This is a genomic window from Rhodococcus wratislaviensis (assembly GCF_041228765.1).
Classification (GTDB): Bacteria; Actinomycetota; Actinomycetes; order Mycobacteriales; family Mycobacteriaceae; genus Rhodococcus_F; species Rhodococcus_F wratislaviensis.
Map to the genome: position 1 here is coordinate 7,608,357 of NZ_CP150488.1, position 26,594 is coordinate 7,634,950.

The following is a 26,594-nucleotide window of genomic DNA, read 5'->3' on the forward strand; positions in this document are numbered from 1 at the left end:
CCGATTCACGGCCGTTCGGAGAGCACGCGCGACAGCAGCGGCCCGATGACGGCGAGGGACTGCGGCTCGATCATCTCGTTGTGCCCGCAGTCCACGGGCCGCGCGTCGATCCGGCCGGTCACGAGCGACCGCCACTCGTCCGTCGACCGGGCACGCGTCGCCCCGTCCCCGTCGCACGTGGCGGGGAAGATGAGCAGGTCACCGTCGTATACCCGGGGCACGAAGTGGTGGGCGAGCCACCTCGAATTCTCGTATCCCGCGGCGATCCGTTCGAGGTCGTGCCCTCGCACTCCGGTCTCGGTCCCGAACGATTCGTCGATCAACCGCGCGGCATGTTCGTAGGTCATCTCGCCGTCGCCCTCGGTCTGGAGTCCCAGCCCGCGCAGGAGGTCCCGGATCTCCAGCCTGCTCGCCAGCGGGTCCTCGCCGCCGACGGGGTAGCTGTCCATGACGGCGAGGGTGGCGACCTCTTCGCCGGCTCTCTGCAGTTCGACGGCCATGGCGTGCGCGATGACTCCGCCGAGCGACCAGCCGAGCAGGTCGTACGGGCCGGTGGGCTGGATGGCCTGCATTTCCTCGATGTAGCGGTGGGCCAGCTGCTCGATCGTCCGGTAATCGCCGTCACCGCTGATCGTGGGCAGCTGCAGTCCGTAGGCCGGTCGGTCGGGAGGGAGATACTGCACCAGACCGGCGTACCCCCAGGACAGGCCGATCCCCGGATGCACGCAGAACAAGGGTCGCCCACTTCCCTGCGCGCGCAGCGGAATCACCACGGCGAGTGCCTCTTCCATGCCGGCGCTCCGGTGTGGCAGGTCGAGGCGACGGGCGATCCCCGCCGGTGTCGGGTCGAGGAACATCCATTGCAGCGGAACCCTCCGGTCCAGTTCTGCCTGCAGGGCGCTGACGATCCTGGTGGCGAGGAGGGAATTTCCGCCGAGATCGAAGAAGCTGTCCGCGGTGCCCACCCGGTCCACCCCGAGAACCTCCGCGAAGGCGTCCACGACGATGCGCTCGTTGTCCGTGGCCGGTGCCCGGAACGCCGCAGCGGTCGACCCGAACTCCGGGGCGGGCAACGCCTTCCGGTCGAGTTTGCCCACCGGCGTCATCGGAATCCGATCGAGTACGACCACCGCGGACGGCACCATGTGGGCGGGCAGGCGCTCGGACGCGTAGGTGCGCAGCCCCGCCGGCTCCACCTCCTGCCCGTCCTGAGCCCGCACATACGAGGCGAGCACGGTGTCGCCGGACGGGCCGGTGTGACCGATGGTGGCGGCGAAGGCAACCGCCGGGTGACCGGCGAGCACGGCGTCGATCTCCCCGAGTTCGATGCGGAAACCACGGACCTTCACCTGGAAGTCGCTGCGCCCGACGTACTCGAGCGTGCCGTCGCGTGCGACATTCCCCGTCGCCGCGCTCGCCGACTTCTGCCAGCGCACCACGTCACCGGTCCGGTACATCCGGGTGCCCGGTTCCCCGAAGTTGCAGGCCACGAATCGTTCCGAGGTGAGCGCCGACCGGTTGTGGTACCCCCGTGCCGTACCCGGTCCGGCGATGTACAACTCGCCGGGCACACCGACCGGGACCGGCTGCAGCCGCTCATCGAGGACCAGGAACGCGAATCCCCGTGCGGGTGAACCGATGTTCACACCCTCACCGGGACGCATCGCGGCGCTGACGCTCGCCTGGATCGTGGTCTCGGTGGGCCCGTACCCGCTGTGCAGGCTCCGCCCCGGCGCCCACCGCGCCACCACCTCCGGCGGGCACGCCTCGCCCACCAGGTCCAGGACCCGGAGCGAATCGAGTCCGTCGTTGTCGAGGGCGGAAAGCGCGGTCGGCGTGATGGTCGCATGGGTCACCTGCTCGCGACGGAACAGATCCGCCAGTTCGCTGCCCCCGACGACGGCAGGCGGCACGATCACCACCCGCGCCGACGCGCTGAACGCCATCATCAGCTCGAACACCGACGCGTCGAAACTCGGGGACGCCAGCTGCGAGACCCGGGACTCGTGCGTGACCTGGAACCGTTCGTGCGTCTCCGCGGTGAAATCGGCCATGCCCCGGTGTGTGACGGTCACGCCCTTCGGCCTTCCCGTCGACCCCGACGTGTAGATGAGGTAGGCCGGGTGGGCGAGGTGCAACGCACTCGTCCGATCCCCGTCGGTGATCGGTGCGGACGACACGTCCGCCGCCTGGGCGGCGAAGTCCTCGTCGTCGAGCATCAGCCACGGAACGGTGTCGGGCAGGGTGCTCCGGCGACTTCGCACCGTGAGGCCGAGCGCGGCCCGGCAATCGGTGAGCATGTAGTCGATACGATCGCGCGGGTACGTGGGGTCGACGGGAACGAACGCCGCGCCGGCCTTGGTGATCGACCAGATCGAGACCACCGACTCGATCGACCGGGGCATTCCGACTGCCACGAACGTCTCCGGTCCCACCCCGCGGCGGCGCAGGACCCGGGCCACCCGGTTCGACCACTCGTCGAGTTCGCGGTAGCTGACCCGCCGGTCCTCGAACGACAGGGCCACCGAGTCCGGGTCGAGTGCGGCGGCCACCGTCAGCAGATCGGGCCACAGTGCGGGGCGCACCTCCGGCTCGCCGCGGGCAGGCACCATCGCCCGCAACTCCTCCTCGTCGAGGAGGGGCAGGTCGCCGATCGGCCGGTCCGGATTCTCGGTGACGGCGTCGAGGATGCGCACGAAGCGGTCGGCGAAGCCGCGGACCGTGTCGGGGTCGAAGAGATCGGTGGCGAAGTCGACGGCGCCGTTCATCCCGGCCGGAGCACCGTTCGCGTCGAACTCCTCCGCCAGGAGGAATTCGAGATCCACCTTGACCACGGCGAGCCCGGGATCGATTCCACGGACTTCCAGTCCCGGCAGTGTCAGGACCGGTCGCTCGTTGTTCTGGAACTCCAGTGAGACCTGGACGAGCGGCGCATACGCCGTGGATCGGGTCGGGCCGACCGCCTCCACCACCCGCTCGAACGGAACGTCGGCATGGGCGAAGGCTCCGAGGTCGACATCGCGACAGTGCGCGGCCAGGTCGGTGAACGACTCGGCCGCATCCACCTGCGTGCGCAGGGCGAGCGTGCCCACGAACATGCCCACCAGATCGTCGAGTGCGAGCTCTCCCCGCCCGGCGATCGGGGTGCCGACGGCGACGTCCGGCGTTCCACCGAGACGGCTGAGCAACACCGCCAGTGCGGCGTGCACGGTCATGAATTCGGTGCAGCCGAGACGTCGCGACAGCTCGCCGATGCGACGGTGCAGGTCGCTGCCGACGGAGAAGTGGACGCGCGCGCCGCGGAAGGACTGCTGGGACGGCCGATCCCGATCCGTGGGGAGTTCCAGGAGATCGGGGGCGCCCGCGAGCGCGGTCGTCCAGTAGTCGAGTTGCCGTGCGAGCAACGAACGGGGATCGTCGTCCGAACCCAGCGACTCCCGTTGCCACAGGGCGTAATCGGCGTACTGCACCGGCAGGGGCGCCCAGTCGGGCGCGCCGCCGCCGATGCGGGCGCCGTACGCCGTCATCACGTCGCGCACCAGCGGGACCATCGAGAACCCGTCCGCCGAAATGTGATGCACCACCACGGCGAATACGTGCTCGGTGGCGCTCAGCGAATACAGCCCGGCCCGCAGCGGGATCCGCTCGGTGACATCGAAACCCGCCGAGACCAGCCGGGTCAGCTCCTCCCGCAGGCTGTGCTCGTCCGCGACAGGGACCGGGGTCAGAGTGGGCACCGCGCCCTCGGCGGGCAGGATCTGCTGAACCGGCCAGTCCCCGCGGACCGGGAACATCGTGCGCAGCGACTCGTGCCGGGCGACGACATCGGTGAGCGCCGAGTTCAGCGCGCCCACATCGAGGTCGCCGCCGAGTGTCACCACGACCGGGATGTTGTAGGCAGCCGAGGTGGTGTCGAGCTGGTTGACGAACCACATCCGCTGCTGCGCGTACGACAGCGGGATGTCCTCGGGCCGGGTGCGGGCCGCGAGCACCGGACGTCCGGACGGCCCGGCGCCGGCGTGCTCGATCCGCGCCGCGAGCGCGGCGACCGTCGGCGCCTCGAACAGATCCCGCACCCCACACTCGGTGCCGAGCAGCGCGCGCAGCCGTGCCATCACCCGGGTGGCGCTCAGGGAGTTGCCACCGATGTCGAAGAAACCGGCGTCGGCGCCGACGCGCGCCAGTCCGAGCACCTCCGCGAAGACGACGGCCACCGCATCCTCGATCGGACCGACCGGTACCCGGTCGTGCCCTGGCCCGGACAGCAGGTCGGGCTCGGGCAGTGCCGTGCGGTCCAGCTTGCCGACCGCCGTCAGCGGAATGCTCTCCAGCACCGTGATCGACGTGGGCACCATGTGGGACGGCAGGCGGTCCGCCAGATGCCGGGTCAGTCCGACCGGGTCGAGGGAGCGCCCCGACGCCGGAACGACGTACGACACCAGCAGGGTGTCCCCCGCGGGACCGCGGTGCGCGAGAGTGGCGGCGAATCCGACGTCCGGCTCCGACATGAGGGCAGAGTCGATCTCGCCGAGTTCGATGCGGAAGCCGCGCACCTTCACCTGGAAGTCGCTGCGGCCCACGTACTCGATGCTGTGGTCTGCCGTCCACCGCACGATGTCGCCGGTGCGGTACATCCTCTCGCCGGGGCGGACGGGGTCGGCGACGAACCGTTCGGCGGTCAGTGCCGGTCGGCGGTGGTAGCCGCGGGCCAGGCCGGCCCCGGCGAGATACAACTCGCCGGGAACTCCCACGGGGACCGGCTGCAGCCGGGAGTCGAGCACCAGTTCCGTCACCCCGCGGATCGGGCCGCCGATGGTGATCGGGTCCCCGGGAACCATCGGGTCGCTGATGTTCGACATGATCGTCGTCTCGGTCGGTCCGTACGCGTTGTACAGCCGACGGCCCGGTGCCCAGCGGGCGACGAGTTCGGGTGGGCATGCCTCGCCGCCGAACACCAGGTCCGTGAGATGCACCAGCCCGGCCGGATCGAGTGACGCCAGCGCGGCGGTCGTGATGAACGCGTGGGTGACGCTCCGGTCGGCCAGCAGCCTCGCGAGTTCCTCGCCGCCGAAGACGGTGGGCGCCGCGATCACCATCGTCGCGCCGGCACCGAAAGCCTGCAGGTACTCGAACACCGACCCGTCGAAACTCGGTGTGGAGAAGTGCAGAGTCCGGGACTGCGGTGTCGCCCCGAATCGTTCGAGCTGGTCGAGTGCGAAGTTGTCGAGTCCGCGATGGGTGACCACGACGCCCTTGGGGACACCCGTGGACCCGGACGTGTAGACGGCGTACGCGGCGGTGTCCAGCGTGACCGGACCGCTCCGGTCGGCGTCGGTCACGGGTGCCCCCGGGCTCTCGGCGCACTCGGTCGCGAAGCCGGGTTCGTCGAGGGCCAGCCAGTGTGCGGTGCCCGGGAGCCGGTCTCGGTGTGCGGATGTGGTCACGCCGAGGGTGACTCCGGAATCGGCGAGCATGTGGGTGATGCGCTCGTCGGGGTAGTTCGGGTCGATCGGCACGAACGCCGCACCGGTCTTCGCCACCGCCCACACCGACAGTATCGAGTCGAGGGACCGCGGTATGCCGATGGCCACGAACGTCTCCGGGCCCGCCCCACGGGCGATGAGTGCGCGCGCCAGGCGATTCGACCGCTCGTCCAGATCGCCGTAGCGCACGTCGTCGTCCCCATAGGAGAGTGCGATTGCGCCCGGATCCAGCGCGGCCCCCTCTTCGAGGATCTGCGGCAGCGTGCGGGTCGATCTGCCCGGGCGGCCGCGGACCGGCACCAGGTCGGCGCGCTCCCGGTCGGTCAGCAGCGACAGCGCGGCCAGCGGCTGGTCCGGACGGGTGCAGGCGTCGAGCACCCGCAGCACGCGCCCGGCGATGTCGTCGATGGTGTCCGCGTCGAAGACGTCCGGCAGGTACTCGAATTTCAGGCGCAGACGGGAGTCGACGGATGCCACGAGACTCAGCGGATAATGGGCCGCATCGCGCGCATCCACTCCGGTGACGCGCATTCCGGCGATGTCGGTCTCGGTGGAGAGCCCGGCGCGGTCGACGGGATACGACTCGAATACCGTCAGCGTGTCGAATCCGACCTCCGGGCCGGCGGCACTCTGAATCTCGGCCAGCCCGAGGTAGTGGTGATCCAGCAACGCCGCCTGCTCGGCCTGCACCCGTTCCAGCAGAGCACCCACCGTGTCGTCGGGCCGCAGCCTCACCCGGACGGGCAGGGTGTTGATGAACAGTCCGACCATCGTCTCGATGCCGACCAGTTCGGGCGGCCGCCCCGAGACGGTGGTACCGAACAGCACGTCGTCCCGGGCGGTCAACGTACCCAGCACAATTCCCCACGAGGCCTGAACGAGCGTGTTGACGGTCAGTCCACGAGAACGCGCGACGTCGCGCAGGCGGGTGGTGTGGTCCTCGTCCAGGTCGAAGACGAACTCGTCGGACATCGTGGACAGTCGCCGTCCCATGTCCGAGCGGGCCAGCAACGTCGGTCCGTCCATCCCGGCGAGGGCCCGCGCCCACACCTCGCGGGAGGCGCCCTGATCCCGGCGGCCCATCCACGCCAGGTAGTCGCGGTATCCGCGTACGCGGGGCAGCGGCGACGGGTCCCCGTCGGTGGCGTAGAGCGTCAGCAACTCCCGGACCAGCAACGGCATCGACCAGCCGTCGAGGAGGATGTGGTGGTTGGTCGACACCAGCCGGTAGCGGTTCGGCGCGGTCGCGATCAGCATGAACCGGATCAGCGGGGCACGTGTCATGTCGAACGGGCGGACCCGGTCCTCGGCCAGCAGTCGCGTGACCTCGGACGCCGCGGCGTCGTCGTCCAGAAGATCGATCTCGCGCCAGGGCGCGGCCACCCGTCGCCGGATCACGTGGACGGCGTTGCCCTCGGCGTCGTGCACGAAGCCGGCGCGCAGATTGGCGTGGCGGTCCAGCAGGGCATCGGCCGCGCGGCGCAGTCGACGCGGATCCACGGCGCCGTCGAGTTCGATGCTCACCTGCACCAGGTAGGCGTCGAGGGAGTCGTCGGCGAGTTCGGAGTGGAAGAGCATGCCGGACTGCAGGGGTGACAGCGGCCATACGTCCGTCAGGTCCGGGCAGGCGTGTTCGAGGTCCTCGATGGCTTCCTGCCGGAGTTCGACGAGATCGAAATCTGACGGCGTGAACCCGGTGCCACCCGACTCCGCGTAAGCGCCGAGAGCGGCGAGTGCCTGCACCCACAGCTGTGCGAGTTCCTCGACCTCTGCGCGGGTGAGGACGCCCGGAGGGTAGGTCCACGTGGAGTTCAGCTGGGGGCCGTCGCCCGAGTCGACGGTCATCGCGTTGACGTCGACGACGGCCGCGACGGGCACCGCCGACTTCTCGCGCAGTCCGGGTTCGTCGACCGGCACCCACCCCTGGTCGGTCTTCGTGGCGGTCCGGCCCATTCTCCCGAGATAGTTGAAACTGACCTGAGGCATCGGCAGCGGCGAAAGAACCTGCGCCGTCTCGTTGTTCAGGTACCGGAGAAGTCCGAAACCGATGCCGTGGTCGGGAACGGCGAGGAGTTGCTCCTTCACGGTCTTCATCGCGGCCCCCGCGGACGGGCCCGCGGCGAACGCGTCGTCGAGGTCGACCCCGCTCAGATCGAGTCGCACCGGGAAGAGGGTCGTGAACCAGCCGATGGTGCGCGCGAGATCGGCGCCGGGCACCACCTGCTCCTCACGACCGTGTCCCTCGAGACCCACCAGCGCGCCGGACAGTTCGATCCCGCGGCGGCGCCGCCAGCTCGTCAGCGCCATGGCCAGCGCAGTCAGCAGCGCGTCGCCCACGCCGCCGTGGAAGGCCCGCGGCACGGTCGTCAGGAGCGTCTCGGTCAACCCGGCAGGCACGTGAACCTCGACATCCGCGACGGTGGCAGCGGTATCCGAGTCGGTCACCGGGCGCGACCCCAGCAGCGGGTCGGGTGCGTTCAGCATTCCCTGCCACAGTTCGACCTCGGCGGTGCGCCGGGGTTCACGCGCGGCGTCGGCGAGTGCGTGCGCCCACCGGCGCATCGACGTCCCCGATGGCTCCAGCGCCGGTGCCGCGCCGGACTGCAGGTGCGCGCACGCCGCCGCGAGGTCGGGGATCAGGATCCGCCAGGACACACCGTCCATCGCCAGATGATGGACGACGATCAGCACGCGCCCCGGATGGTCGGCCCCGTCCAGCCAGACCGCCTGCATCATCACGCCCGACTCCGGGTCCAGCCGGTCGAGGGCACTGTCCAGTTCGGCGCCGACATCGTCCATCAGTCCCCGGCGGAGAAGGGTCGCCGACCGCACCGACCCTTCCGCCTGCACCTCCATCGACCAGCCCTCTTCGGTGCGGGACGTGCGGTACAACCGCGCCCGCAACAGGTCGTGCCGATCCAGCACGGCCTGCAGAGCTTCCGTCAGGGTGCGTTCGTCCACCGTGGCGGGCAGCGTGAACAGTGCGGACTGCGAGTAGCGACGGAAATCCCCACCCCGGGCGATCATCCACCGCACGATCGGAGTCAGCGGAATCTCGCCGATCCCGCCTCCCGGCAGTTCGTCGAGAACAGCGGTCTCGTCTTCCGTCCCGGCCGCCGCGGCCAGCCCGGCAACGGTTTTGCGCTCGAACACCTCGCGCGGTGAGATCAGGATCCCGGCGCCCTTGGCGCGGGTGACCAGTTGGATGGACATGATCGAATCCCCGCCGAGTGTGAAGAACGAGTCGTCGACCCCCACCGAGTCGAGGCCGAGAACCTCCGCGAACAGGTCGGCGAGGATCCGTTCGGTCTCGGTGACCGGGCCGCGGCCCGCGGTCACCCGCTGTCCGAAGTCCGGCTCGGGCAGCGCTTTCCGATCGAGTTTGCCGTTCACCGTCCGCGGCAACTCGTCGAGAACCACCACGGCGACCGGGACCATGTGCGATGCCAATCGCTCCGCGGCCACATCGATGATCGCCGCCGGGTCGATCGCGGCGCCGGTCTCCGGCACCACGTACCCCACCAACCGGTCCCCGCGGGCCGCCACGGCCGACTGCGCCACCCCCTTGCACGCGAGCAGCGCCGCTTCCACCTCACCGAGTTCGATCCGGTAGCCCTTCACCTGCACCTGGAGGTCGTTGCGACCGAGGTACTCCAACTGGCCGTTCCCGTTCCACCTGCCCAGGTCGCCCGACCGGTACATCCGGGCCCCGGGAGTGAAGGGGTCGGCGACGAATCGACCGGACGTGAGGGCGGACCGGCCGAGGTACCCGCGCGAGACCTGCGGCCCGGAGACGTACATCTCCCCGAGCACCCCCGGTGGCACCGGATGGAGTCGTCCGTCGAGCACGTACACGCGCAGTCCGGGCAGTCCCCTGCCGATCACCGATGCGGACTCCTCCTCGACGAGGTCCCGGTCGATCGGCAGGTGGCTGACGTGCACGGTCGTTTCCGTGATGCCGTACATGTTGACCAGAACCGGCGCGGTGTCGCCGCGGCGGGCGTACCAGCGCCGCAACTGTCCGAATTCGAGGGCCTCCCCGCCGAAGATGACGTACCGCAGCGACAGGCCGGGACCACCGGCGAGGCGATCGGCCTCCGCCAATTGGTAGAAGGCGGTGGGGGTTTGATTCAGGACCGTCACTGTTTCGTCGCGGAGGAGTTCGAGGAACTTCTCGGGTGAGCGCGCCGTGAAGTAGTCCACCAGCACCAGTCGGCCACCGTGCGCGAGCGCTCCCCACATTTCCCACACCGAGAAGTCGAACGCGGCGGAATGGAACATGGTCCACACGTCGCCCGGTCCGAATCCGAACAGCGTCTGGGTGTTCGCCAGCAACGTGATCACGTTGCGGTGCGAGACCTGCACGCCCTTCGGCCGGCCGGTGGAGCCCGACGTGTAGATCACGTACGCCACCGAGTCCAGGTGCAGTGGAGCACGGCGGTCGTCGTCGGTCACCGGCAGCGACGAGAACTGCTGCAGCGCAGTCACGGTCTCGGGGTCGTCCACGACAACCACCGGAATCCCGGCGCCGCGGAAGGTCTCGGCGTCCGCGGTCGTGGTGAGCACACACTTCGGCTGGGCGTCGCCGAGCAGGAAGGCCAACCGCTCGGCGGGAGAGGCCACGTCCACGGGAAGGTAACCGGCACCCGACTTCACCACCGCCAGCAGTGCCACGACGAGGTCGATCGACCGCGTCATCCCCACCGCCACCAGCGTTTCCGCACCTACTTCCTGGGCCACGAGCAGCCTCGCAAGTCGGTTGGCCCGGTCGTCGAGTTCGCGGTACGTCGTCGACGCGCCGTCGCAGCGCACCGCGACGGCGTCGCCCGCGGATGCCACCATGCGATCGAACGCGTCCACCAGCGACAGCGGCGGGACGTCGGTCCCCGGCCGATGCGCGGCGGTGAGCAGGAGTTCGCGTTCGCGCGCGTGCAGGATGTCGATGTCCCCGACGGGTGTGGCCGGGTCGGTGGTCACGGCCTCGATCACGCGCACGAAGCGCTCCGCGAAACTCTGCACCGACGCACGATCGAACACGTCGGTCGCGTAGCGGAGGCCGGCACCGATCCCGGCCGGAACCCCCTGCTCGTCGACTCGCTCCACCAGGCTCAGCTGCAGATCGAACTTCGCGACGTCCAGATCGACGTCGAGAGACCGGGCGGTCAACCCGGGCAGTTCCAGATGGGTGCGGGTGGCGTTCTGGAATTCGAGCAACACCTGGAACAGGGGTGAGTGCGCGGTGGACCGCTCGGGTGCGAGCTCATCCACCAGCCGCTCGAAGGGAAGGTCTGCGTGCTCGAACGCGCCGAGGTCCGCCGACCGCACATCGGTGAGCACGTGGGCGAACGACGAACCTGGTGCCACCGCTGTGCGGAGCACCAACGTGTTGACGAACATTCCCACGACGTCGTCGAGTGCCGCGTGGCCCCGGCCCGCGATCGGGGTTCCCACCACCACGTCGTCCGATCCCGACACTCTCTCGAGCAGCACGGCCAGCGCGGCGTGTACCACCATGAACAGCGTCGAATTATGCTGGCGTGCAAGCTCGGTCAAAGCTTTGTGGACGGAGGGTGGGATGTCGAACGGGACGACGTCCCCGAGGAACGACCGCTGGAGGGGTCGTGGCCGATCCAGAGGCAGTGGCAACACGTCCGGGATGCCCGACAACGTCCGCGCCCAGTAGCCGAGCTGACCGGACATCATCGAATCGGGCTGGTCTTCGGTGCCCAGGACCTCCCGCTGCCACAGGCTGTAGTCGGCGTACTGCACGGGCAGCGGCGCCCAGCCGGGTGCCTGCTGCTGCACGCGGGCGGTATAGGCGAGCATCACATCCCGCGCCAGGGGTGCCATGGAGAAGCCGTCGGCCGCGATGTGGTGCGCGACGAGGGCGAGGACGTGCCGCTCGGGAGCGAGTTCCCACAGCCGCACCCGGATCGGAAGGTCCTCGGTGACATCGAATCCCACGCCGAAGAATGCGGCGAGCGAGACGCGCAGGTCTCCTTCGGCAACCGGGACCGGATCGAGATCAGGGGTGGCGGGCGCGGAATCGACGATCACCTGCCGGGGTCCGTCGGCGGAGCCGGGGAACACGGTCCGCAGCGACTCGTGCCGTTCCATGACGTCGCCGAGTGCCGCGCGCAGTGCAGCCAGGTCTACCACCCCGTCCAGGTGCAGGGCGACCGGGATGTTGTAGGCAGGCGAGGAGGTGTCGAACTGGTTGACGAACCACATCCGCTGCTGCGCGAGGGAAAGGGGAATCCGCTCGGGCCGCGCCGACGCGGTGAGCGCGGGGGCGGAACTCGTCATCACGTCCGAGTCGATCCGGGCGGCCAGATCGGACACCACAGGTGCGTCGAACAACGCCGCGACGCCCAGAGTCGTGTCGAGCGCGCTGTTGATGCGTCCCACCGCTCGGGTGGCACTGAGCGAGTCTCCGCCGAGGTCGAAGAAGCTGTCGTCCGCCCCGACGCGATCGACACCGAGGACGGCGGCGAAGGCCGTGGCGATCGCTTCCTCCGCGGGGGTGACGGGTGCGCGATACCCGACCGTGGTCGTGCCGAATTCCGGTTTCGGCAGGGCTTTCCGGTCGAGTTTGCCGTTCACCGTCACCGGCAACTCCGCCAGCACCACCACCACCGACGGCACCATGAACCCCGGCAACACCCCCGCAACCGACTCCCGCACCGCCCGCTCGTCCACCACCGCACCCGCCACCGGCACCACATACCCCGCCAGATAATCACCCGACGACCCGTCCCCGCGCAGCACCACCACCGCCTGCGCCACCTCCTCCCGGCGCAACAACACCGCCTCGATCTCCCCCAACTCGACCCGCTGACCCCGCAACTTCACCTGAAAATCCGTACGCCCCAGATACTCCAACTCCCCACCCGGCAACCACCGAACCCGATCCCCCGACCGATACAACCGCGAACCCGCACCGAACGGATTCGCCACGAACCGATCCGCCGTCAAATCAGCACGACCCTGATACCCCCGCGCCAACTGCACCCCACCGAGATACAACTCCCCCGCCACCCCCACCGGCACCGGCCGCAGACGGGAATCGAGCACCAACGTCTGCGTGTTCCACACCGGCGCCCCGATCGGCACCACCGCCCGATCCGCCTCGGTGACCTCGTGGAACGTCACATCCACCGACGCCTCCGTCGGACCGTACAAGTTGTGCAGCTCCGCCCCGCTCACCCCAAGCAGACGTGCCGCCGTTGTCGACGGCAACGCCTCACCGCTGGTGAACACCCGGCGCAGCGCACCGCACCCCTCCACATTCGCCCCCGCCAGAAACACCTCGAGCATCGACGGCACGAAATGCACAGTGGTGACCGACTCCTCGCGGATCACTCGCTCGAGATACGCCGGATCACGGTGCCCGTCCGGCTCCGCGACCACCAACCGCGCCCCGACAATCAACGGCCAGAACAACTCCCACACCGACACATCGAACGTCACCGGCGTCTTCTGCAACACCACATCATCCGACGACAACCCATACCGATCCTGCATCCACACCAACCGGTTCACGATGCCCTCGTGCGGCACCGCCACCCCCTTCGGCCGACCCGTCGACCCCGACGTGAACATCACATACGCCGGATGAGCAGGACGCAACGGCGCACGCCGCTCCCCATCCCGCACCGGATCCGCCGACCACCCCGACACATCAAGGGTGTCCAACTCCACCACCCGCACACCCGCAGGCACCACCACCCGACCCGACGACATCGTCAACACCAACACCGGATCCGCAATCCCCACCACATACCCCACCCGCTCGACAGGCAGATCCGGATCTATCGGCACATACGCCCCACCCGCCCTCACCACCGCATACAACCCCACCAACATCTCCACCGAACGACGCACCGCCACACCCACCGACGACTCCGGACCCACCCCGGCCGCGATCAGGAACCGCGCCAACCGATTCACCCGCGCATCGAACTCCCCATACGACAACACCACATCCCCGCACACCACCGCGACCGCGTCCGGAGTCCGCCCCACCTGCGCGCCGAGCAGGTCCACGAGGGTGGTGTACGGCACCGGGTGACCCGTCGCATTCCACGAACCCACCACCAACGCCCGCTCACCCGGACCCAGAACCTCCACATCACCGACCGCGGTGTCGACGTCACCGGCGATCGTCACCAGAATCCGGACGAGGCGGTCGGCGAGCGCTCCGGCACTGCCGCGGTCGACGGCTCCCGGTTGGTAGCGCAGACTCAATCGCAGCCGTGGTTCGAGGATCGACAGCAGAGTGAGCGGATAGTGCGTGGCGTCGCGGGCATCGAGACCGGTCACCCGCATGCCCCCGATGTCGGTGTTCTCGTCCAGTCCGGACGTGTCGATCGGGAACGACTCGAACACCGACAGCGTGTCGAACAGATTGCCCCGACCCACCCGCGACTGAATCTCGCCGAGGCCGAGATGATGGTGGTCGAGCAGGGACGTCTGCTCGTCCTGCAGGCGGGCGAGCAGCCGCGCGACACTCTCGTCCGGGTCCACCCGCACGCGCACGGGCACCGTGTTGATGAACAGTCCCAGCATGTTCTCGACACCGGACAGCTGCGGCGGGCGTCCGGACACGGTGGCACCGAAGACCACGTCGTCGCGGGAAAGCAACCGGGACAGCAGCATCCCCCACGCCGCCTGGATCACCGTGTTCATGGTGACGCCGGCGCGCTCCGCCGCCGCCGCGAGTCCATCGAGCAGGGGGGCGGGCAGTTCGACGTCGAGTTCGTGGGGCACACCGTAGAGCGCCGCGGAGGCGTGGGGCGCCACCAGCGTCGGCTCCTCGACACCCTCGAGCGCTCGTTCCCAGGCCCGCGCCGACGCCTCCGCGTCCCGGGTCGCTACCCAATCCAGATACGTGCGGTACGAGGGCGGCTCCGGCACTCCGGCGGGGTCGCCGTCGGCGGCATAGCGAGTCAGCAGTTCCCGCACCAGCAGCGGTATCGACCAGCCGTCGAGGATGATGTGATGATTCGTGACTGCCAGCACGAAACGATCCGGTGCGGTGTGGAACAGGGTCAGCCGGAGCAGCGGCGGCCGGGTGAGGTCGAATCGGGCGCTGCGGTCCTCGTCGAGGAGGCGCGCGAGTTCCGTGTCGGGGGCCGGCCCGTCGAGATCTACCTCCCGCCACGGCACGTCCACCGCGTCGACCACCAGTTGGGCGGGCACCCCGTCGTCGTAGACGAACGCGGTCCGCAGGCTGGGGTGACGCGCGAGCAGCCCCGCCGCGGCGGCGCGCAGACGCTCGGCGTCGACCGCACCCTCGAGGTCGATGCGCAGTTGCGCGGTGTAGACGTCCATCGACTCCGCGGCCAGGGAAGCATGGAACAGCAATCCGGACTGCAGTGGAGACAGCGACCACACGTCCCGCAGTGCCGGAAAACGCTCCTCCCAGCGCTCGATCTGCTGCTGGTTCGCCGACACCAGCGGAACGTCGGACGGCGTCAGCCCGCCCGCATCCGGTCGTGATGCGTGCGCGGCAAGTCCGTCGAGGGCGCGGCGCCACAGATCCGCAAACGCCGCGACCTCGACATCGCGGAGGACCCCGGTCGGAAAGACGAACGACGCCATCAGACGGGGTCCCTCGGGACTGTCGGAGACGACGGCGTTGACGTCGATCACGGATGCGACGGGCATGTCGGAATTCCGAGTGCCGCCGAGCGTGCTCTCCACCGGCAGCCAGTCCTCGGCTCCGTCCGTGGTGGTCACTCGACCGAGGTAGTTGAAACTCACTTGCGGAGCCGGGAATCGGCTGAGGGACTCCGACGTCTCGTCGCCCCGGTAGCGCAATAGTCCGTAGCCGATCCCGTGATCCGGGATCGCGAGCAACTGCTCCTTGACGGCCTTGACCGCCTGCCCTGCCGCGACACCACCTGCCATGGCGTCGTCGACATCGATTCCGGTGAGATCCAACCGTGCCGGATACACGGTGGTGAACCAGCCGACGGTACGGGACAGGTCCGCGCCGGCGACGACCTGCTCCTCGCGGCCGTGGCCTTCGAGGGTGATCAGTGCGTCCGACACGGGGGCGTCCCGTTCCCGTCGCCAGCTGATCAGTGCCAATGCGAGCGCGACGAGCAACCCGTCGCCCACACTCCCGTGGAACGCGTCCGGAAGCGTGGTGAGCAGGGCACCGCTCGTCGCCGACGATACGTCGACCCTGACGGTGCCGACGGTAGCGTCGACGTCGATCGCGGGATCCAGTGGGCGCGAACCGATCAGCGGGTCCGGTCCGTCGAGGATCTTCTCCCACGAGGCGAGTTCGCCGGTCCGGTGCCGCGCCGCGTCGGACAGGCCGTGCGACCATCGCCGCATCGACGTTCCGACCGCCGGCAGCGCCGGTGTGAGACCGGCCCGGAGTTGGCTGCACGCCGACGCGAGATCCGCGACGAGGATGCGCCACGAGACACCGTCGACCACGAGGTGGTGTACCACCACGAGCAGTCGCCCGGCGTCGCCCGGGACGTCGAACCAGACCACCCGCACCATGCGGGCCGCGGCGGGGTCCAAGTGGTCGGCCGCAGCATCGAGTTCCGTGGTCGCAAGAGCGGTGAAGCTGTCTCGCGCCACCGTGTCGACCGGCACCCGACGGACCAGTTCTTCCGCCGGCACCGCGCCCGCAGGCAGCACGTCCATGCCTTCCACGGACACACGCGCGCGGAGCATGTCGTGCCGGGCCAGTACCGCCTCGACGGCGCGAACGAGCACCGCGCGGGTCAGATCGGCGGGCGCCGCCAGCAACAGCGCCTGAGAGAACCGGTCGAGCCGTCCCCCGCTACGCTCGACCATCCAGCGCGCGACGGGTGTCAGCGGCAGGGGGCCGACGCCACCGCCCGGCAGCTCGTCGAGAGCGACTGCGCCGTCGCTGTCGAATCGCGCCGACCCGGCGAGGCCGGCGACGGTCCGGTGATCGAAGACGTCTCGGGGAGAGAGGATCACACCGGCGGCCCGTGCGCGGGCCACCAACTGTATCGACATGATGCTGTCGCCGCCGAGCGCGAAGAACGAGTCGTCCACACCCACCGAGTCCAGTCCGAGCACCTCCTCGAACAGTCCGGCGAGAAGCTCCTCGGTCTCGGTTCGCGGCGGCCGACTCCCGTAACCCGCAAAGTCGGGGGCCGGAAGCGCTGCGCGGTCCAGCTTTCCGTGCACCGTCAGGGGAAGCGATTCGAGCATCACGAGCGCCGACGGCACCATGTACGACGCCAGCCGGCCGCCGACGAAGTCGAGGACTGCCCTCGAATCGAGCGTCGCACCCGGTTCGGGCACCAGGTAACCGATCAACCGATCGCCGCCGCCGCCGCCGTCCCCGTTCCACACGCTCGCGACCGCGTAGGCCACGGAGCCGTGGGCGAGCAACGCCGACTCGACCTCACCGAGTTCGATCCGGAAGCCCCGGATCTTCACCTGGGAATCGGTGCGCCCGAGGTACTCCAACTGACCGTCGGGAAGCCAGCGCGCCCGGTCGCCGGTGCGATACATCCGGCTTCCCGGCGGGCCGAAGGGATCGGCGACGAATCGTTCGGCGGTCAGCGGGAACCGCAGGCGGTACCCGCGTGCGAGGGCCGGGCCTGCGAGATACAACTCCCCTACGACACCGGCGGGCACCGGGTGCAGTCGCGAGTCCAGCACGACCTCGGCGAAACCGAGCGTGGGTGTGCCGATGGTGACCGGAACCCCCGGTACCAGTTCGTCGCTGATACTCGACACGACCGTCGACTCGGTCGGCCCGTAAGCGTCGAACATGCGACGGCCCGGCGCCCATCGTGCGACCAGTTCGGGCGGACACGCCTCGCCGCCCGTCACCACGCACTCGAGGGCGGTGAGACCGTCGGGATCGACCGACGCGAGTGCTGCCGGGGTGACGAAGCAGTGCGTGACCCGCTCGGATTCCAGCAACTGCGCCAATTCGGCACCGCCGTAGACCGACGGCGGTGCGATCACCATCGTGGCTGCCGCACCGATCGCCAGCAGCAGTTCGAGAACGGACGCATCGAAGCTCGGCGATGCGAAGTGCAGCGTTCTGGATTCGGGCGTCGTGCCGAACGTCTCCCGCTCCTGGGTGGCGAAGGAGGCGAGGCCGCGGTGGGTGGTGACCACACCCTTGGGCCTGCCGGTCGACCCCGAGGTGTAGATGAGGTAGGCGGGATTGTCGATCCGGATCGTCGCTGTCCGCTCGACGTCGGTGACCGGCGACGACAGGTAGTGCGACAGCCGGTCCTCGAAGGCCGGGTCGTCCAGCACCAGCCACGGCACCGCTTCCGGAAGCGCGCTGCGCTGCGCCGAGCCCGTCACACCCCACACGGCACCGGAGTCGGTGAGCATGAATTCGATCCGTGCGGCCGGATGGTCCGGATCCACCGGAAGGAACGCGGCCCCCGACTTTGCCACCGCCCAGACGGCCAGGACGGATTCGACGGACCGCGGCACACACAGTGCGACGACGGATTCCGGGCCGACACCGTGCTCGATCAACATGCGGGCCAACTGGTTCGACCGCCTGTCCAGCTCCCCGTAGCGCACGACACGCCCGTCGAGGACCAACGCCGGGGCGTCCGGATCGTTCGCGGCCGCCTCGGCCATCAGGTCCGGCAGTGTCCGTGCTTCTACCGCCGCGCCGCCCGTCACCGGGGACAGTACGGCACGTTCCAGCGGTCCGAGAATGTCGATGTCTCCGACCCGGGCGCCGGGGTCGACCGTGACCGCCTCGAGGATGTGCAGGAGCCGTTCCGCGAAGCCGAGCACCGTATCCTCGTCGAAGAGATCGGTCGCATAGCCCAGCCCGGCGGCAATGCCGGTCGGGTTGCCGTCGACGTCGACGGTCTCGGCCAGGGTCAACTGCAGATCGAAGTTGGTGGTGTCGATCTCGAGGTCGATGTTCCGGACCTGCAGATCCGGCAATTCCAGTGTCGGGCGCTCGATGTCCTGGAACTCCAGCATCACTTGGAAGAGCGGCGCGTAGGCCGTCACCCGGGACGGACTCAGCACTTCCACCACCCGTTCGAACGGGACCTCCGCGTGGGTGAAGGCGCCGAGATCGGTTTCCCGAACACTGTCCAGGAACTCGGAGAAGGTGGCGCCTCCGTCGACGTGGGTGCGCAGGACGAGGGTGTTGACGAACATGCCCACCACGTTGTCGAGTTCGCGCTCGCCGCGACCGGCGATCGGCGTTCCGACGGCGATGTCGTCCGCACCGCTCACGCGTGCCAGCATGATCGCCAACGCGGCATGCAACGTCATGAACACCGTCGTGGTGTGTTGCCGCGCCAGCCTGACCACACCGGCATGAACCTCCGGCCCGATCACGAACTCGACGTGGCCGCCGCGAAGTGACCGCACGGTGGGGCGAGGGCGATCGGTGGGCAACTCCAGCACTTCGGGCAGGTCCGACAGCGTGGTGGTCCAGTAGGCCAGCTGTCGCGAAATAGGCGAATTCTCATCGGATTCCGATCCCAGCCAGTCGCGCTGCCACAACGCGTAGTCGGCGTACTGCACCTCGAGCGGGGCCCAGTCCGGGGCCGACCCGTTCACCCGGGCCCCGTATGCGTCCATGACGTCGCGGGCCAACGGTGCCATCGAAAAACCGTCGGCCGCGATGTGATGCACCACCACCGCGAGCACGTGCACGTCCTCGGCGAGGCTGAACAATCGCGAACGCAACGGCACCTGCGTCGTCACGTCGAATCCTGCGGACAGCACTTTCCGCGACTGTTCACGGAACTCGGCTTCCCCCGACAGGGCGACCGGTACGAGGTCGGGCACCGCGCTCGCAGCGGGCAGGATCACCTGGCGCGGCCCGTTCTCGGTGAGTGGGAAGAGGGTGCGTACAGCCTCGTGCCGTTCGATGACGTCGGCAACTGCCGCCTGGAGCGCATGCAGGTCGAGCCGGCCCTCGAGCCGGAGCGCGAACGCGACGTTGTATGCGGACGAGGAGGTGTCGAACTGGTTGATGAACCACATCCGCTGCTGGGCCGGCGACACGGGGACTTCCGCGGTACCTTCCCTCGGCTTGAGCGGTGGCCGGGCCTCCAGCCCTTCCTGCGACGCCGCCAGCGCCGCCAGACCGGCCACGGTGGGGGCGTCGAACACGTCGCGAATGCCGATCCTGTCTCCGACGGCCGCATTGATCCGCGCGACCAGCCTGGTGGCGATCAGGGAGTTTCCGCCGAGCGCGAAGAAGTTGTCGTTCACGCCCGCCCTCGGGAGACCGAGCAGGTCTGCGCACACGGCGGCCACTATCTCCTCGATCGGGGTCCGGGGTGCGACGAAACCCACAGTTGCGCTGCCGAAATCCGGTTCGGGCAGGGCCTTGCGGTCGAGTTTGCCGTTCACCGTCACCGGCAACTCCGCCAGCACCACCACCACCGACGGCACCATGAACCCCGGCAACACCCCCGCAACCGACTCCCGCACCGCCCGCTCGTCCACCACCGCACCCGCCACCGGCACCACATACCCCGCCAGATAATCACCCGACGACCCGTCCCCGCGCAGCACCACCACCGCCTGCGCCACCTCCTCCCGGCGCAACAACACCGCCTCGATCTCCCCCAACTCGACCCGCTGACCCCGCAACTTCACCTGAAAATCCGTACGCCCCAGATACTCCAACTCCCCACCCGGCAACCACCGAACCCGATCCCCCGACCGATACAACCGCGAACCCGCACCGAACGGATTCGCCACGAACCGATCCGCCGTCAAATCAGCACGACCCTGATACCCCCGCGCCAACTGCACCCCAGCGAGATACAACTCCCCCGCCACCCCCACCGGCACCGGCCGCAGACGGGAATCGAGCACCAACGTCTGCGTGTTCCACACCGGCGCCCCGATCGGCACCACCGCCCGATCCGCCTCGGTGACCTCGTGGAACGTCACATCCACCGACGCCTCCGTCGGACCGTACAAGTTGTGCAGCTCCGCCCCGCTCACCCCAAGCAGACGTGCCGCCGTTGTCGACGGCAACGCCTCACCGCTGGTGAACACCCGGCGCAGCGCACCGCACCCCTCCACATTCGCCCCCGCCAGAAACACCTCGAGCATCGACGGCACGAAATGCACAGTGGTGACCGACTCCTCGCGGATCACTCGCTCGAGATACGCCGGATCACGGTGCCCGTCCGGCTCCGCGACCACCAACCGCGCCCCGACAATCAACGGCCAGAACAACTCCCACACCGACACATCGAACGTCACCGGCGTCTTCTGCAACACCACATCATCCGACGACAACCCATACCGATCCTGCATCCACACCAACCGATTCACGATGCCCTCGTGCGGCACCGCCACCCCCTTCGGCCGACCCGTCGACCCCGACGTGAACATCACATACGCCGGATGAGCAGGACGCAACGGCGCACGCCGCTCCCCATCCCGCACCGGATCCGCCGACCACCCCGACACATCAAGGGTGTCCAACTCCACCACCCGCACACCCGCAGGCACCACCACCCGATCCGACGACATCGTCAACACCAGCACCGGATCCGCAATCCCCACCACATACCCCACCCGCTCGACAGGAAGATCCGGATCTATCGGCACATACGCCCCACCCGCCCTCACCACCGCATACAACCCCACCAACATCTCCACCGAACGACGCACCGCCACACCCACCGACGACTCCGGACCCACCCCGGCCGCGATCAGGAACCGCGCCAACCGATTCACCCGCGCATCGAACTCCGCGTACGACAACACCACATCGCCACACACCACCGCGACCGCGTCCGGAGTCCGCCCCACCTGCGCGCCGAGCAGGTCCACGAGGGTGGTGTACGGCACCGGGCGACCCGTCGCATTCCACGAACCCACCACCAACACCCGCTCACCCGGCCCCAGAACCTCCACATCACCGACCGGCGCATCCGGATCCGCAACCACACCCGCCAGAATCCGGAGGAACCGTTCCCCGAATCCCGTGACCGTCTCCGGATCGAACACGTCCGACGCGAACGTGAACGACGCGTCGATGCCTGCTGCCGTCCCGGACGCGTCGTAGCGCTCCGCGAGCGTCAACTGCAGATCGAACTTGGACACACCGGGTTCGACGTCGAGGATCTCCACCGACAGTCCCGGCAGGTCGAGGTGCGCCGGGGCGGTGTTCTGGAACTCCAGCAGAACCTGGAACAGCGGTGAATACGCGGTCGAGCGGGTCGGCGCGACCGCGTCCACCACGCTCTCGAACGGCACCTCGGCATGGCCGAACGCCGCCAGATCCGCCTCCCGCGCCCGCGACAGCACCTCGGCGAACGGTGCGGCGGGGTCGACGGTCGTCCGCAAGACCAGGGTGTTGACGAGCATCCCCACCACGTCGTCGAGGGCTTCCTCGCCGCGCCCGGCGATCGGCGTTCCGATCGCGATGTCTCCGGAACCACTCAGCCGCGCCGCCAGCAGGGCCAGCACCGCGTGCATCACCATGAACATCGTGGAATTGTGTTGCCGCGCGAGGAGGATAAGCTCCCGATGCCGTTCCGCCGACACCGAGAACCGGACGATCCCACCCTGGAGTGCTCTGTCCGCGGGCCTCGGCCGATCCAAGGGAAGATCCGTGGCGTCGGGGAGCCCGGACAGCGTCTGCTTCCAATATTTCAACTGCGCCGACATCACGCTGTCGGGATCGTCGTCACTGCCGAGGGCCGCCCGCTGCCACAGGCTGTAGTCGGCGTACTGCACCGGGAGTGGCCGCCAGGCCGGCGCCTGCTGCTGTACCCGCGCCGAGTAGGCCACCATCAGGTCATGGGCGAGCGGGGCCAGCGACGCTCCGTCCGCCGCAATGTGGTGCACCACCAGCATCAGGACGTGCTCGTCGTGGCCGGTCCGGAACAGGGCACCACGCACGGGCACCTCGGTGCTCACGTCGAAACCGCGAGCAGTCGACTCGGCGATTCGCGCGCGCGCCGCGTCCTCGTCGTCGCAGACCGTCGGCACCAGATCCGGAAGCACCTCCCCCGGCGGCAGGATCACTTGATGCGGTCCGTCCACCGACGCCGGATACACCGTGCGCAGCGATTCGTGTCGTTCGAGGACGTCCGCCACCGTCGCCCGGAGCGCCTCCACGTCGAGAGTTCCGGACAGGCGCAGCGCCATCGGAATGTTGTAGGCCGGCGACGAGGTGTCGTACTGATTGACGAACCACATACGTTGCTGGGCAAGCGAAAGCGGGATCCGGTCGGGACGTGTCTGCGCCACCAGGTCCGGGCGGTCGGGACGCCTCGCGTGAGTACCCTCGATGCGGTCCGCCAACGCCTCCACCGTCGGTGCCTCGAACAAGGTCCGCACCACGAGGTCGACGCCGAGTGCGGCGTTGACCCGCGCGACCACTTTCGTCGCGACCAGTGAGTTTCCGCCGAGGTCGAAGAAGCTGTCGTCGAGCCCGATGAGCTCCACGCCCAGCACGTCGGCGAACACTCGCGCCACGGCCCGCTCCACCGGAGTGGCGGGAGCACGGAACTCGGTGGACGTGGAGAGGAATTCCGGCGCCGGCAATGCCGCACGATCGAGCTTCCCCACCGGTGTCATCGGGATCTCGTCCAGTACCACGATCGCCGCAGGAACCATGTACGTCGGCAATTGTTCTGCGGCATAGTCGATCAACTCGTCAGGCGCGAGCTGGTGCCCGGCTGCCGGCAGCACGTACGACACGAGCACTGTGTCGCCGGACGGTGCCGTTCGCGGCATCGTCACCGCGGTCCGCACGCGCGGGTGGGCGTGGAGGACGGAGTCGATCTCGCCGAGCTCGATACGGAAGCCGCGTATCTTCACCTGGAAATCGCTGCGGCCCAGGTACTCCAGTGTGCGGTCGGTTCGCCACCGCACCACGTCCCCGGTTCGATACATCCGCTCACCGGGGCCGCCGAAGGGGTTGGCCACGAACCGTTCCGCCGTCAGCGCTGATTTTCCGTGATACCCGCGAGCGAGGGCGTCGCCCGCGACGTACAGCTCCCCGGCCACACCGGCCGGCACCGGCATCAACCGCGCATCGAGGACGACCTCGTGGAATCCGCGGAGCGGACCGCCCACCGTGATGGCCCCGGCCGGTGACATCGGTGCACTGATGTTGGACATGACGGTGGCCTCGCTGGGCCCGTACGCGTTGAACAATCTGCGATCGGGCGCCCACCGCTTCACCAGTTCCGGCGGGCACGCCTCGCCGCCGAACACCACGTCCCGAAAGTCGGAGAGTCCGTCCGGCTCGACCGTTCCGAGCGCGGCAGTGGTGACGAATCCGTGAGTCACCCGCTCCGACTTCAGGAGCTGGGACAACTCGGTTCCGCCGTAGATCGTGGGCGGCACGATCACCATGGTGGCCGCCGCGGCGAACACGTGCAGGTACTCGGAGACGGACGCGTCGAAACTCGGTGTGGAGAAGTGCAGAATCCGTGATTCCTGCGTCGCTCCGAATCGTGAGCGCTGCTCGGCCGCGAAATTGTCCAGGCCACCGTGCGTGACCACGACGCCTTTGGGCCGGCCCGTGGAACCGGACGTGTAGATCACGTAGGACGGGTTCTCCACGCGGAGCGGCCGCGCCCGCTCGGCATCGGTCACGACGGACACGGGCTGCCTCGCGCAGAGGGTCCGGAATTCTTCGTCGTCGAGCACCAGCCACGGAACCGCGTCCGGTAGCCGGGAACGGACGGCGGACACTGTCACGCCCAGGGCGGCGCCCGAATCGTCGAGCATGTGCTCGATCCGTTCGGCCGGGTAGTTCGGGTCCACCGGCACGTAGGCCGCACCCGACTTGGCCACCGCCAGCATCGACACCACCGACTCGATCGAGCGAGTCATGCCCAGTGCCACGAGGTTCTCCGGCCCGATGCCCCGTTCGGCGAGGACGTGTGCCAGCTGGTTCGAGCGCTCGTCCACTTCGCGGTACGTCACCTCGACACCGCGATACGAGAGCGCCACACCGGTGGGATTGGCTCGTGCCGCCGCTGAGAACAGTTCGGGCAGTGTGCGACCCGGTCGCCCCGGCACGCCGGAGACCGGAACGAGGGTGGCCCGTTCGGTATCGGACAGGATGTCGATGTCGCCGACGGCGAGCCCGGGGTCGCCGGTGACCGACTCCAGGATTCGGCGGAGCCGTTCGCCGAGGCGACGTACGGTGTCGGGGTCGAACAGGTCGGTCGCGAACCCGAGAGTCGTGGTGACGCCGGACGGGTTGCCGTCGGCGTCGAAGGTCTCGGCCGCGGTCACCCGTAGGTCGAGTCGGCCGATCCCGGGCGTCTCCGCCGCATCCCGGCACTCGAGCAGGACCTGGACGATCGGCGAGTACGCGGGCGAATCACCTATGGCGAGCGTCCGGGCCACCTGTTCGAAAGGAACGTCGCCGTGCTCGAACGCCTCCCGGTCGACGTCGCGGACGTGGCCGAGGAGATGCGCGAAGGACGTGCCCGGTTCGACGCGGGTACGGAGAACCACGAGGTCCCGGCCGTGGTCCACCGTGGTCGTGGTTCCGATCGCCACATCCGAGGCACCCGACAGCCGACTCAGCAGAACGGTGAAGGCTGCGTGCAGAACCGCGAACGTGGTGGTGTCGTGTTCCCGCGCGAGTGCCGCCACTGCGGCATGTGTCTCTGCGCCGATCGGAACGTCGACGCGATCTTCCCGCCCGGATTGTGCGACGGGCCGGGGCCGATCGGACGGCAGGTTCAGCACTTCGGGCATCCCCGACAGGCGATCCGTCCAGTACGCGAGTTGATGCGCCTCGAGGCGCCGTCGCTCACCGTCGCGGGCCGTGGCCTCGTGGATCGTCGCGACCCGGGCCTGCGGGTCGGCCGAGATGAACTCTTCCAGCAGTGCGACGAAGTGCCGGTGATGCAGGCGCAGTGCAGGATCCTCGTATCGGTTCGGGTTGGCCCGGAAATCGACGAAGATGTCGGCCGGCGTCCCGCTCGGGTACACGTTGACCAGGAGGTCTTCCACCGGACCCGACGTGACGATGTGGTATTCGCCGACCAGTGGGCCCAGCTGCACGTTCTGGTGGAACAGCATGACGTTGACCATGGGTCCATGGAGTTCGGCGCCGCCGCCCGTGCCCGCGTCGCGGCGGATGTCCTCGATACTGCACCGCTGATGCCGCAACGCGCCCATCAGCTCTCGCCGGACCCGCGACACGAGGTCCGCGACCGTCTCGTCCTCGTCGACCGTGATCGGCAACGGTGCGACACTGACCATCATGCCGCCGGAGTTACGTAGCACCGACGTGGTCCGGCCGGACATCGGAACATTGACGAGGACTTCGGTTTTCGCCGTGATCCGCGACAGGTAGCAGGCGAAGGCGGCGATGATCGTGACTGCCGCGGTGGCATTTGCCTGACTGTCGGCGCTGTTGATACCGGACACGGCCGCCTCGGACAGCAGGGCACTCTCGACCTTGCTCCTGGCGAGCGCGGGCGCGGGCGCGTCGGCCAGGGTCGATCCGTCGACTGCCTCGACTCGTTTCGCCCAGTACTCCCGATCCGCCACGAAGCGGTCGGACGACCGGTAGCGGGCGTCGACGTCGTACAGCTCACGCAGGGTCGCGGCGCGATTCGGATCCGGTTCGCGACCGGCCACCGCGGCCGAGTACCGGTGCGCGATGCGATTGATCAGCGTCATGGCGCCGTATCCATCGAGCGCGACGTGGTGAATGCGGCTGTACCACAGGTAGTGCGACTCTCCCACGCACAGGATCGAGGTCTCGAACAGTCGATCCGTGTCGAGATCTAGTGGGGCCTGGTAGTCCCGGTCCATCCACGCGTGGGCTGCAGCGACCGGATCGTCCTCACCGCGAAAGTCGATGAAGGCGATGGACGTATCGGTGGCGTGGTCGACGTACTGCATCGGTCGGCCGTCGACCTCGACGACCTTGAGGAACGGCGACTGGAACTCGCGGGCCACCGCGATGGTCTCCCGTCGCAGCAGGTCGATGTCGAGGTCGCCGTGCAGTTCCACGTAGTGCGCTACCGAGATCGGCACCGCGGGATCGAGTTGCTGGGCGAACCAGGTGGCACGCTGTGCCGCGGACAGCGGGAACGGCTCCCCTTCGGAATCGTGTGTGGCCGGCTTCCGCGTGTCGACGGGCTTCAC

1 protein-coding gene is annotated in these 26,594 nt (G+C 68.8%); it reads right to left on the reverse strand.

The genetic code is table 11. The features are described 5' to 3' along the window. Positions 1-5 precede the first annotated feature (5 nt). The gene (locus tag WKC72_RS35015; RefSeq protein WP_370181082.1) at positions 6-26,594 is read right to left on the reverse strand and encodes a non-ribosomal peptide synthase/polyketide synthase; all 26,589 of its coding nucleotides are present in this window, start codon (positions 26,592-26,594) and stop codon (positions 6-8) included.